The following is a 13874-nucleotide window of genomic DNA, read 5'->3' on the forward strand; positions in this document are numbered from 1 at the left end:
TCAATCAGCAATCCATAATCCATGAAAAGAATACTGTTTCTCTTTCTCTTGACCTTTGCAATAACTGCAAATGCACAAGACACAAACAATAGCAATCTGAGCAAACAAGGTGTACAGACTTTGACCTTAAAAGATGCTATCAACTATGCACTGCAAAACAAATCTGACTCTAAAAAAGCCAAATTACAAGTAGAAAATAGTGAGTATAAAATACAGGAAGTACGTTCAAGAGCATTGCCTCAAATTTCGGCAAACGGAAATTTAACTTACAATCCAGTAATACAAACTACCGTTATTGATGGTGCTGGATTTGGAGCTCCTGGAACTACGATTCAAGCAGCTTTTGGTCAAAAATGGACTTCTACGGCAGGAATCACATTAACTCAAAACATATTTGATCAGGCAGTATTTACAGGCTTAAGAGCTGCAAAAAGTACTCGCGAGTTTTATCAAATTAACGAGCAGCTTACTGAAGAAGATGTAATCGAAAGAGTAGCAAACAGTTATTACGATGTATATGTACAACGTTTGAACTTAACGGTATTAGATACTAATTACGTAAATACTACCCGAGTAAAAAACATTCTTCAAGGGCAGTATGATAACGGTTTAGCTAAAAAAATCGACCTAAATAGAATTATTGTTAAGCTTTCTAACATCAGTACACAACGTCAACAAGTAATCAATAAAGTTGCATTACAAGAAAATGCTTTGAAATTCTATATGGGAATGCCTGTAGAAACTCAAATTGTAATTCCGAATTCCGAATTTGAAATTACTCCTCAAGCTTTATCAGAAACTCCAAATGTTGAAAATTTAACTCAATATTTACTCTTGAAAAAACAAGAAGAGCTTTTAGTTTTCCAGAAGAAAGCAGTCCAAGCCGAATATTACCCAACGCTTTCTTTAAGTGCTGGATACAATTATATAGGTCAGGGTCCAGAAATGCCTTGGTTTGCAAAACCGTCATCTGGCGTGTACTGGTCTGATTTTTCAGCTATCGGATTAAATCTGAGAGTACCAATTTTTACTGGTTTTGGTACACGTGCCAAAGTTCGTCAGGCAGATGTTGCTATTCGTTCGTTACAAGAAGACTTAAAAGACACCAAACTTTCGCTTGATATTGCATACAGCAATGCCATGATTCAGATGGAAAATAGCCTTATAACTATTAATAATCAAAAAGAAAACAGAGAGCTTGCTCAACAAGTATTACAGAATACAAAAAATAATTACCTACAAGGATTAGCCTCTTTAAATGATTTATTAGATGTAGAAAATGCCTATATCGAAGCAGAAAATAATTATTCATCGGCAGTGCTAGGATATAAAATAGCAGAAATTCAAGTAATCAAATCAAAAGGCCAACTAAAATCACTTATAAATAACTAAACAAATGAAAAAAACAATAATAATAACAATAGTAGTCATTATCGGGGCATTAGCATTAATAGGCTTCATTTTAACGAAGAACAAAGAAGAAAACAAAGCCAAAACTGATATTGTTGCTGAAAAAAATGCTGCCGTTTCAGTTAAAGTTTCTACTGTAAAAACAGAAGAAGTTTCATTGGATTTTGTTGCAAACGGAAACTTTCAACCCATTCAAGAATTAACTTTCTCTGCTGAAAAATCAGGAAAAGTAATCACTGTATTGGCAAAAGAAGGAGATTACGTAAAAGTAGGTCAAACTTTATTAACCGTTAGAGGTGATGTAATTAATGTAAATGCACAAGCTGCTCAGGCTGCTTACCAAAATGCAAAAGCTGATTACATGAGATATGAAAATGCTTTTAAAACTGATGGAGTTACAAGACAACAATTAGATCAAGCAAAATTAGCATTGACTAATGCTGAAGCAAACCTAAAACAAGCTAACATTAATGTTGGTGATACTAAAGTAAAAGCGCCTATTAACGGATTTATCAATAAAAAATATATCGAGCCAGGATCAATTTTAGCTGGTATGCCAGCAACTGCATTATTTGACATCGTAAATGTTTCTAAATTAAAACTAGTTGTAACCGTAAATGAAAATCAAGTTACAAGTTTAAAATTAGGGAATACAATAAAAGTAACTGCTAGTGTATATCCTGACAAAGTTTTTTCTGGAAAAATTACTTTTATTGCTGCAAAAGCAGACGAAAGTTTAAACTTCCCAGTTGAAATCGAAATCACAAATAATATAAACAACGACCTTAAAGCTGGTATGTACGGAACTGCAAATTTTGCATCAAACCAACAAAACCAAAACTTGATGGTTGTACCAAGATATGCTTTTGTAGGAAGTGTAAGTAGCAACCAAATATTTGTAGTTGAAAATGGTACTGCAAAATTAAAGAAAGTAACAGCTGGAAGAATTTTAGGTGATAAAGTAGAAATTATCAATGGATTATCTGATGGGCAAATCGTAATCGTTACAGGGCAAATTAACTTACAAGACGGAGATAAAGTAGAAATTATAAAATAGTTTAAAAGCACTAAGCAAAAAAGATGAAATTAGCCGAAATATCCATAAAACGTCCGTCGTTGATAATTGTAATGTTTACAATTTTGATACTTGGTGGATTATTCAGCTACAGCCAATTAGGCTACGAGCTGATCCCAAAATTTGAACAAAACGTTATTACTATTTCTACTGTTTATCCTGGAGCATCTCCAAGTGAGGTAGAAAACACCGTAACAAAGAAAATTGAAGATGCAATTGCATCCTTGGAGAATATCAAGAAGATCGACTCTAAATCATACGAAAGTTTATCTATCGTATCGATTACATTAACATCGAATGCGAAGGTAGATTTCTCTATGAATGATGCGCAACGAAAGATTAATGCAATCATAAGTGATTTACCAGATGATGTTAAAACACCTGCGCTAACCAAATTTTCATTGAGTGATTTACCAATTATGACAATTGGTGCCAATGGTAAAATGGATGAAGCTGCTTTTTATGACTTAATTGATAAAAAAATTGCTCCAATCTTATCTCGTGTACAAGGTGTTGCACAGGTAAATATTATTGGTGGTCAAGAACGTGAGATTCAAGTGAATCTTGATGCCCTAAAAATGCAAGGTTACGGACTTTCGATTCCGCAAGTACAACAAAACATCTTGACTTCGAATTTGGATTTCCCAACAGGAAACATTCAAACACGTGAACAAAAAATATTAATTCGTTTAGCAGGTAAATACAAAAGTGTTGACGAATTAAGAAACTTGGTAGTATCATCTCAAAACGGAATTCAAGTTCGTTTAAGTGATATCGCCGATGTTCAGGATACTCAAAAAGTTGCAGAAAAAATATCTCGTATCGATCAAAAAAGTGCGATTATTTTACAGATCATTAAACAATCGGATGCAAATGCGGTTGCAGTAAGTGAGCAATTATTAAAAACAGTAAAAGTTCTTGAGAATGATTATAAAGAGAATCAATTAAAACTTGAAGTTGCAAAAGACAGTACCGTTTTTACATTAGAAGCGGCAGACTCTGTTGTTCATGATTTATTAATTGCTGTAATTCTTGTTGCATTAGTAATGTTATTCTTCTTGCACAGTATTAGAAACTCATTGATTGTAATGGTTGCTATTCCTGCATCGTTAATTTCTACGTTTATTGGTATTTACTTTATGGGATACACATTAAACTTAATGAGTTTATTAGGATTGTCCCTTGTTGTAGGTATTCTTGTCGATGATGCAATTGTGGTTCTGGAGAACATTTACCGACATATGGAAATGGGTAAAAGCAAAATTCGTGCATCATACGATGGAACGGCAGAAATTGGTGGAACCGTTACTTCGATAACATTAGTAATTGTGGTGGTATTCTTGCCTATTGCAATGAGCTCTGGTTTGGTCTCTAATATTATTACACAATTTTGTGTTACTGTAATTATTTCGACTTTATTCTCATTATTGGCGTCATTTACAATTATTCCTTGGTTATCATCTCGTTATGGAAAATTGGAACATATTGAAGGAAAAAATCTATTTGGAAGAGTTATTTTAGGCTTTGAAAGTTATTTAACTCGTTTTACAAACTGGATATCTAATTTATTGAATTGGTGTTTAGACCATTATATTAAAACCATTGCAGTAGTTCTTGTATTATTCTTTGCTTCTACTTTTGGATTATTAGGTGGAGGTTTCATTGGTGGTGAGTTTTTTGCAGCATCAGATAGTGGAGAATTCTTAGTACAAATCGAAATGCCAAAAGATGCTTCGTTAGAGCAAACTAACTTTATGACCCAAAAGGCTGAAGCCTATTTGAAAAATGAGGAATACGTTCACAGTCAAATTACAACGGTAGGACAAACCAGTGAAGGTTTTGGAGCATCACAAGCTACTGCTTACAAAGCAGAGATCAACGTGAAGATGATTGATCAAAAAGATCGTACCGATGGCGCTTCTGTTTATGCAGCAAAAATCAAACGTAAACTAGAAAAAGTATTGGTTGGAGCAAAAGTAAAAACTGTTCCAGTAGGTATTCTAGGAACTGCCGAAGATGCTACTTTAGGATTAATTGTAACGGGACCTTCTACTGAAAGCGCTATGGCATTTGCAAAATTAGCTGAAGCAGAATTACGTACTATTCCGGGAACAACAGAGATTAAATTAACTGTTGAAGATGGAAACCCTGAAATCAATGTTAAGGTTGATCGTGATAAAATGGCTGCTTTAGGTTTAACTCTTCAAACAGTTGGTTTAACAATGCAAACTGCTTTTAGCGGAAATACTGATGGTAAATATAGAGCTGGTGAATACGAATATGATATCAACATCCGATATGATGAATTTGACAGAAAAAGTATTACTGATGTTAGCAACCTAATTTTCATTAATGCAGCTGGGCAACAAATAAAATTATCTCAGTTTGCTTCAATTACTGAAGGTTCAGGACCTAGCCAATTAGAGCGAAGAGATAAATCGGCTTCGGTTACTGTAAAAGGACAAAACGTTGGGGTGCCATCTGGAACAATTGTTACACAATGGCAAGCAAAACTTGATAAACTAAAAAAACCAGCTGGAGTAAACTATATCTGGGGAGGTGATCAGGAAAACCAAAGTGAAGGTTTTGGAACATTAGGAATTGCATTATTAGCAGCTATTATTTTGGTTTACCTTGTAATGGTTGGTCTTTATGATAGTTTCGTTCACCCGTTTGTGGTATTGTTTGCGGTTCCGCTTTCGTTTATTGGTGCAATGCTAGCTTTGGCTTTAACTAATAATTCATTAAACATCTTTACGATTCTGGGTATTATTATGTTAATTGGTCTGGTGTGTAAGAACGCGATTATGCTTGTTGATTACACCAACCAACGAAGAGCTGCCGGAGAATCAATCAGAACAGCATTAATTCAGGCAAATCACGCTCGTTTACGTCCGATCTTAATGACAACAATTGCGATGGTATTTGGTATGTTCCCAATTGCATTGGCATCAGGAGCTGGAGCAGAATGGAAAAATGGTTTGGCATGGGTAATTATTGGAGGATTAATTTCTTCCTTATTCCTAACTTTAATTATTGTTCCTGTTATCTATGAAATCATGGAAAAAATCATTCACAAATTCTCTAAAGGTGAAAAGATTGATTATGAGACAGAAATGGTTGCTGATTATGTACATACAGAGCTAAGTGAAGACGGATTCAATCCAAAACATACACTTTAGATTACAAAATAATTTTAAATTTAAAAAACCTGTTCAGCCATCTGAACAGGTTTTTTTATTTGATTTTAATAAATAAAACTATTTTATGTTAAAAAATTAATAATGAAATAAATTGAATCCTTATTTTAAGTTTTATTTAGAATAGATAAAAATAATTTGGTTGGTTTTTATTCAACGCCTAAATTTGCACTATTAAAATCAATTCTAAATAATTATGAAATCCAAACTTATAATATCTTTTTTGAGTTTCTGTTTTGTTATGCTACTAAGTACCACGACTTGGGCACAGCAAAAAGCAACTATTAAAGGACAGGTTATTTTAACAGATAACAGTAGTGCCGACAATGTTTCGGTAGTTCTAAAAGGAACCAGAGTAGGAACAGTAACAGATGCTGAAGGAAAATATACTCTAAGAAACATTAAACCTGGAACCTATATTCTAAAAGTATCAGTAATAGGACAAACTACAAGAGAAAAGAAAGTAACGGTTAACAATGGTGACGAATTAATGGAAAACTTCACTATTAGCTCGAGTTCCGAACAGTTAAGCGAAGTAGTTATTAATAGTGGTAAAAAAAATCATTATGCTCGTAAAGAAAACCAACAAGTATCAAGATTAGCACTTAAAAATCTTGAAAACCCACAAGTATACACAACTATTACTGGAGAAGTTCTAAAAGAACAAGTTGTAACTACTTTTGATGACGCCCTGAAAAATGCTTCTGGGATCACACAATTGTGGGCTTCAACAGGTCGTGCTGGAGACGGAGCTGGTTATTATTCTTTGAGAGGATTTGCAGTTCAACCAACAATGGTTAACGGATTACCTGGTTTAACAAACGGAAGTTTAGAACCATCAAATATTGATAGAATCGAAATAATTAAAGGACCTTCAGGAACATTATTCGGAAGCAGTTTAATTTCATACGGTGGACTAATCAACACAACTACAAAGAAACCTTATAGAGTTTTTGGAGGCGAAGTAAATTATACCGTTGGTAGCTACGGTCTAAATCGTACTACTGTAGATCTTAACACTCCATTAAATGATAAAAAAACACTAAACTTTAGAATCAATTCGGCTTATAACAAACAAAATAGTTTTCAAGATGCTGGTTTTAAAGAATCATTTTTTATTGCACCTTCATTATCATATGAGGTAAATGATAGATTGTCGTTTTTAGTAAACACTGAGTTTATGACCAGCGAAAGTACTAATCCGACCATGTTATTCTTAGATAGAGCAAATCCATTAAGAGTTCACAACATTGCTGAATTAAAATATGATAACAAACGTTCATATACAAGTAACGAACTTACAATGAAAACGCCTTCGTATAACTTACAAGGGCAAATGAATTATAAGCTTTCTGATCAATGGACATCACAAACTGTTTTTTCAACGAGTTCAGCTAAATCAATAGGAAATTATAGTTATTTGTATGAATCAACAAGTAGAAAGGCTTTTGAATCAATCAAAGAAGGAATTGTTCTTGGTAGATCTTTTACGGATCAAGATGCTAGAGATGTCTCTACTGATATTCAACAGAACTTTATTGGTGACTTTAAAATTGGGAAATTAAGAAATAGACTTGTAGTAGGTTTTGATTATTTCAACAGAACTGCGACAGATCATAACTCAGGTTGGTTCAGCAATGGTTTAGTATATATTGGCGATGACTTACAATCTTTCAATAACGTTATTGGTCACCCTACAAATGGAGACACTGGAGACTTAACAAAAGCTGGATCTGATGCAATTATAGCAAATACTCCAAGAAACAATAATAAAACAAGACAAGAAGTTTACAGTGCTTATTTCTCTGACGTCATTAACTTCACTCCTGCTCTATCAGCTATGGTAAGTTTACGAGCTGATCGTTTTATAAATGGTGGTGATGTTACTACTAAAGACGACAACTACAATCAAACTTCTTTTTCACCTAAATTGGGTATTGTTTACCAGCCAATTATAGACAAAGTTTCTGTTTTTGCTAATTATATGGATGGGTTTTCTAATGTAGCTCCAGGACAAAATCGTAATGCTGGTATTGTTACTCCATTAACATTTAATCCAGAACATGCTAATCAATTTGAAGTAGGAACTAAATTAAATCTTTTTAGAGATAAACTGTATGCTACTTTTAGCTATTATGACATAAAAGTTACAGATAAAGTTTATGTAATAGAAACTCCATATATTGACCCTACTGACCCAACTGCTGTGCTACCTAATAATCAAGTTTCGCATCAAGACGGTGGTCAACATAATAAAGGTTTTGAAGCAGAACTTATTGCTAACCCAATTACTGGTTTAAACATTCTTTTAGGTTATAGCTACAATGATGCTGTTTTAACTGCAGGTGATCCTGATTTCGTAGGATTTAGACCAGAGAGCGCAGGACCACAGAACTTAGCAAACCTTTGGGCTACTTATAAATTTTCTCAAGGATTTATAAGAGGTCTCGGAATTGGTTTTGGAGGGAATTACGTTGGAGATAACAAAATCATGAACAGAGCTACTGCAGGAACATTTACAATTCCTGAATACACAGTAATCAACTCATCACTATTTTACACTGCGGAGAAATTCACCGTAACGCTAAAATTAAATAACATTACAAACGAAGAAATTTACGATGGTTGGTCAACAATCCATCCAAAAGATCCTAGAACTTTTGCAGCAAGTTTCACGTACAGATTCTAATAAAAAACAAAGCATCTTTTTGATATTACATTAGAAAGATGCTCTTTTTAATTATACAATCATGATAACCATAGCCAGCCTTTTTGTTTTTATTTCTTTTTATACATTATACTACACATCCAAAAGAGCAGTACTATCTTATGATTTTAGTTTTGAAAAGTGGATGCAAAGAAATCCAAAACAAACAAAAATCACAGGTTTATGTTTGCTTCTTTTAGCTTATTTATTATGGTTGCTTAGTGCTTCTTTAGGCTCAGCTACTTTATTCTTTTTTATTCAGTTAATGACTATTAGTAGTTTGGTTATAATATTGACCCCTTTAAAAGTTATTAATTTCAAAGGTGTAATTATTCTATTTGCTCTTTCTGGACTATTAGAATTTTACTATTACTAAACCAACTTTTTGTTAATCCAAAAAACATGCCTGCAAACCCTAAATATTTAACCCAATCCATATGGCAGCGTATTGCCAAAATAACAGCGGCAATACTTGGCGGTTATTTAGTATCGGTAAGTTTTCATCTCGCATTAGCTTCATGGATCAATCATGTCAATGTTATCATAACAATGGCATTTAGCGGATTTATTCTTTGGGTTGTTTTAATGATTGTAGCTTTCTTGGCAAAAAACGGATGGAAAATCTGGGGGATTTATCTATTACTAACCTTAATTTTTTGTGGTATTATATATCTTGGGCAAACCTATAACCCTATTACTCGATAATTTATGAATAACAGGAACTATAATATCTATTTTCATACGCATACTGTAAGTGGCATTGTAATAAGTGTTGTATTATTTATCATTTTCTTTGCTGGATCTTTTTCGTTTTTTAGAGATGAAATCATCAATTGGGAACGAAGTGAATCTGTAGCAATAACAAAGAACATTCAACTAGATTACGATAAAGCACTAAACAATCTAGACAAAGAGTACACTTTACACGGAAGGAATATTTCCATATCTAAAACCAGTGCAGAAAGAAGAGTAAATATTTACCTTGAGGGAACTAAAGATTCTTTGGCTACAGCCAAATTAAAAGAAGGGTCTTTTTTTTATTTAGACACCCAAAACTTCAAAACTCATACATATGAAAACTCCTATTCATTAGGTGAATTTTTATACCGACTCCATTTCCTAGCCCAGGTTCGCTATCCTATTGGATATTATCTTTCAGGATTTGTAGCATTGTTTTTTCTATTTGCAATCATAACAGGTGTTTTATTGCATTGGAATAAAATCGTTTCCAACTTTTATATTTTTAGACCAAAAGAAAAACTAAAAACATTGTGGACAGATGCACATACCTCACTTGGAATGATAGGCTTACCTTTTCAGTTTGTTTATGCAGTTACAGGAGCATTTTTCATGATTAAACTGTTGATAGTTGCACCAAGTGTAATGGCTCTCTACAAAGGCGATCAGGATAAATTATACAAAGATTTAGAATATAATGATCCCGAATATAAATTTGACAATAAAAAATTAGCCAATCCATTTAGCATCGATAAGTTAGTAGCTAAAACAAAAAGCAATTGGAATGATTTTGAAATCACACGTGTATACATTCAAAATTATGGAGATACCAATATGCACGTTTTAGTAGAAGGTGAAATCAAATATGATAAAAAATTCACCGGAATTGGTAAAGTAATTTATAAAGTAACCGATGGTAGTATCGTTGCAAAAAAAGACCCAGTTTCAGAAACGACTTACCTCGATGGAGTAAAAAATGTTTTGTACCGAATTCATTTTGGAGATTATGGAGGATATGCTCTCAAAATAATAAGTTTTGTGCTTGGTATAATTACTTGTTTTGTAATAATATCAGGAGTTATGATTTGGCTAGTAGCCAGAGACAAGAAAAATATGCCCGAAAAGAAGCGTCGTTTTAATGAAACTGTTGTACGCATCTACTTGGCAATTTGCTTAAGTATGTATCCAATAACTGCGTTGGCATTTATAGCCACCAAGGTATTCCATCCGTTAGGACAATCAAACATCTATAGTGTTTACTTCATAGGATGGCTAGTATTGACAGTGTTTTTTATTCTAAAAAAGAACAATGCTTTCACAAATAAGTTCTCATTATTATCTGGAAGTATCTTAGGATTCTTTATTCCTGTTGCAAACGGAATCTGTACGGGTAATTGGTTTTGGAAAACATTTGCTCAAAATCAAATTCAGATATTCTTTATTGATGTATTTTGGATCGTTCTTGCATCGATAACACTATACATTTCATTCCGTTTAAATAAAAAAGACACATAAGCAATATCATAAATCCATCTAAAATAAATGGACATAATTTGTGGATTATACATTTAGAATTTACTTTTGCCTCTTGCAAGAATTCTCTAAATAAAGATACGTCGCTATCTTACTGCAAATTAAAACATGAGCTTTAAAAAACAAATACGCTTTATACACAAATGGCTCGGATTAACTTCCGGGCTAATTGTCTTTATTGTAAGCATTACAGGTTGTATATTTTGCTTTCACGATGAGATAAAAGATATTACCCGCAAAGAATGGCGATTGGTCGAGCCTCAAAACAAACCATTTGTACTGCCTTCTGTTTTACAACAAAAGGCAAAAGAAATCCTGCCACTGAGTAAATCGAGCATGATTTCTTTTTATGGAAAAAACCGCTCTGCTATTGTTTATACTTATTCAGACACCGAAAACTTATACCTTTATTTCAACCCCTATACAGGAAAATATCTAAAAACAGAAAACCCAGAAACTGACTTTTTCCTCATTGTTGAACACATTCATCTGTATTTGCTCCTACCTGATTATATAGGTAAACATATTATTGGCAGTGCAACTATTATCTTTATCCTTCTTTTAATTACAGGAATCATTCAATGGTGGCCTAAACGCAAAAGCGACATCAAACGTAGTTTCAGTGTAAAATGGTCAGCCAAATGGCGTCGTGTAAATTATGACTGGCATAAAACTTCTGGATTATATATTTCGATACTAATTGCTATTATTGCTATAACTGGTTTAACCTTTACTTACGAATGGGTTGGTGATGGAATTTATAAAACCTTCAACTTTGGCGGTGACAAGACTTTAGAAACTAAAGCTCCGATAGTAGATACCACAAAATTTGATTATAATACAACTGCAGCCATAGATCGTGCTTTGGTACAGACTATGATAAAAAACCCAGAATCCGAAATGTTTTATGTAACAACTCCGCAACAAAAAGGCGACGTTATAAATACAGGTGCATATCCTCATTCATTACGATACGACCAGCAAAGTAATTATTATTTTCATCCTTATGATGGCGAATTAATTCAGAGCGATCCTTTTGAAGAAAAGAGTTTAGGTTTACAAGTTGTCGAAATGAATTATGGAATTCATACGGGGCAAATTCTAGACTTGCCAGGAAAGATAATCGCTTTTATAGCTAGTTTAATTGCTGCGTCATTACCAATAACAGGATTTATCATTTGGTACGGAAGGAATAAGAAAAGTAAATCTTCAAAAAAATAGACATAAAAAAGGTTGTTCAGTCGAACAACCTTTTTTGGTTTTATAATTTAGTCTTAGTTTCTGTTTGCAAGTGCGTCTTGTTTCCAGTTTTTAACAGAAGCCACACGACTGTCAGAATAATCTACTTCACTAAGATTAGATCCATTCCAGAAAAACCATTTACCTGTTTTTTCTCCATTCGCATATAATCCTGTAGATTTTTTATTTCCATTTTCATCAAATGCAACCCAGACACCATCTAATTTACCGTCTTTAAAAAAACCTTCTTGTTGAACTTTACCATTATCATAGTAATAAGTAGCTTTTACTTTATGTCCAACAGCTTCTAAAACTGGTTTAGTTTCTTGTGCAACTAAAATTCCAGAGAACAATATTGCAACTAAAATCACACACTTTTTCATATCTTTAGTTATTAATGTTTTAAAATCTATAAACAAATATAACCAATACTTTACATTAAAAAAACTTTTACTTAACAATTTGGTAACATTGAGTAAAAACTTAACATTGGAAATTAAAAGTGTGTTTAAAATCAATACTAATCAAAGTATCAATACATTACGAATTAATACGATTTTTAATTCAATAATTTATCTAGCGTAACATGAAGATCTGGTGACGAAGGTCTTGGAGCATCAGCATTAACAACATTTCCTGCTGGGTCAATCAATATAAATCTAGGGATTCCAGTTACACCATAACTTACCACAAAATCAGAACCCCAATCCTTGTCAGCAAACAATTGAGTTCCACCAAGGTTTTTATCGTTTACAAACTTTTTCCATTTATCGTAATCCTTAACTTTATCAATTGATATACTTACGAATTCAATATTCTTACCATGATACTTTTCTTCTGTTTTTTGCAAGAAAGGAATTTCGGCTCTACAAGGTGCACACCAAGTTGCCCAAAGATCTATATAAACATATTTTCCTTTTAAATCAGAAAGCTTCGTTTTACCACCTTTATAATTTTCAAAGTCAAAAGCTGGAGATGCATTACCGTTCAATTTTTTTGTCTTAGCAGTACTTTCGTATCTTTTTTCAGTATAAAACTTAGACTTTTCAAATGATTTTTTTACTGCTTCTTTAAATTCAGGATCGAAATCTCCCTTTTCGATATTTGCCAAATCAGTTTTTGTCTTTGTTTCTAAAAGATTTGCAAACTCAACTGCTTCTTTAGAAAAAGCTTCTTCTTGAAATTTTTCATCTCTCAAAGCCGCTTGAGCCAAAAAATTACTTTCATTAGTTCCATTTCCTTTATAAACAATTGTTTCATCAAATTGTTTAGCATCCATTGTTAGATTAATATCCGAACCTGGTTTTAGATAAAGACTCGATGCCTCAGTTCCATCAGTAAATTGGTAAAACCCTTTTGGAGCATCAAATGTTGCTACAAAAGTTTCTTTTTTATCAATTGGTATCACTTGCTTGAAATTATTCGCTCCTCTGATAACAAGAGTATCGCTATTTCTATTATTGATTTTAGCAGTGAATTTAATTTTGCTTGCGTTGCCCTGTGCAAATGTCACTCCGACAGAAAACAACAGCAAAAAAGTCATTTTTTTCATATATATAATTTGTTAGTTGAAGTAAAAATAAACATTTAAGTAATTCAAAATGTTAGATTCTAAACGTTTATACACAAAAATGATTTCATTTATACAAACACAACCTCTTTACTATAATAATATCCTTTTGTAATAGCAAAATCACGCTCTCATTAATAGAATGATTTTAAAATATTGTATTCCGTATTTTTTAACAAAATAAACATACAATACATTTTCAAAAACCAATAATTGTAGGTTATTGATTATATTTAATAAATTAAAATATAAGAAAAAACACTATTTTTGTAAATTATTAATTTAGATCCTTTATATTAGTATTTGTAAATACAGTACTTATGGAAGAATTTAAAGTTCAAAATATTTACTGATAAATGGAGAAGTTATAATCCATTAAAACAGCATTATAATATTGGACAA

General features: G+C 32.6%; 10 protein-coding genes. 8 read left to right on the forward strand and 2 right to left on the reverse strand.

Going from position 1 to position 13874, the window contains the following annotated elements:
• Window positions 1-21 precede the first annotated feature (21 nt).
• The 8 genes from OIU80_RS15770 to OIU80_RS15805 all read left to right on the forward strand — a co-directional run bounded on the left by OIU80_RS15770 (window position 22) and on the right by OIU80_RS15805 (window position 11884).
• On the forward strand, window positions 22-1392 hold the full coding sequence (locus tag OIU80_RS15770) for a TolC family protein (protein ID WP_264287945.1): 1371 nt from the start codon (window positions 22-24) through the stop codon (window positions 1390-1392).
• Between the two features lie 4 nt (window positions 1393-1396).
• Window positions 1397-2467 (forward strand): efflux RND transporter periplasmic adaptor subunit, encoded by a 1071-nt coding sequence (locus OIU80_RS15775; RefSeq protein ID WP_264287946.1) that lies wholly within the window; start codon window positions 1397-1399, stop codon window positions 2465-2467.
• A gap of 23 nt (window positions 2468-2490) precedes the next feature.
• The gene (locus OIU80_RS15780; protein WP_264287947.1) at window positions 2491-5667 is read left to right on the forward strand and encodes an efflux RND transporter permease subunit; all 3177 of its coding nucleotides are present in this window, start codon (window positions 2491-2493) and stop codon (window positions 5665-5667) included.
• Between the two features lie 214 nt (window positions 5668-5881).
• A complete protein-coding gene (locus OIU80_RS15785; protein WP_264287948.1) occupies window positions 5882-8374 on the forward strand; it encodes a TonB-dependent receptor in 2493 nt (830 codons plus the stop codon).
• A gap of 61 nt (window positions 8375-8435) precedes the next feature.
• Window positions 8436-8768: a hypothetical protein gene (locus tag OIU80_RS15790; RefSeq protein WP_264287949.1), complete on the forward strand. Its 333-nt coding sequence runs from the start codon at window positions 8436-8438 to the stop codon at window positions 8766-8768.
• Window positions 8769-8794: 26 nt separating this feature from the next.
• A complete protein-coding gene (locus OIU80_RS15795) occupies window positions 8795-9097 on the forward strand; it encodes a hypothetical protein (RefSeq protein WP_264287950.1) in 303 nt (100 codons plus the stop codon).
• Window positions 9098-9100: 3 nt separating this feature from the next.
• Window positions 9101-10645: a PepSY-associated TM helix domain-containing protein gene (locus tag OIU80_RS15800; protein WP_264287951.1), complete on the forward strand. Its 1545-nt coding sequence runs from the start codon at window positions 9101-9103 to the stop codon at window positions 10643-10645.
• A gap of 126 nt (window positions 10646-10771) precedes the next feature.
• Window positions 10772-11884: a PepSY-associated TM helix domain-containing protein gene (locus tag OIU80_RS15805; RefSeq protein WP_264287952.1), complete on the forward strand. Its 1113-nt coding sequence runs from the start codon at window positions 10772-10774 to the stop codon at window positions 11882-11884.
• A gap of 53 nt (window positions 11885-11937) precedes the next feature.
• On the opposite strand, the gene OIU80_RS15810 is transcribed toward OIU80_RS15805, so the two are convergent.
• On the reverse strand, window positions 11938-12285 hold the full coding sequence (locus tag OIU80_RS15810; protein ID WP_129540135.1) for a toxin-antitoxin system YwqK family antitoxin: 348 nt from the start codon (window positions 12283-12285) through the stop codon (window positions 11938-11940).
• A gap of 176 nt (window positions 12286-12461) precedes the next feature.
• Entirely contained in the window at window positions 12462-13454 is a 993-nt protein-coding gene (locus tag OIU80_RS15815; protein WP_264287953.1) for a TlpA family protein disulfide reductase, read from the reverse strand.
• Between the last annotated feature and the right edge of the window lie 420 nt (window positions 13455-13874).

This window comes from Flavobacterium frigoritolerans (assembly GCF_025847275.1).
GTDB lineage: Bacteria > Bacteroidota > Bacteroidia > Flavobacteriales > Flavobacteriaceae > Flavobacterium > Flavobacterium frigoritolerans.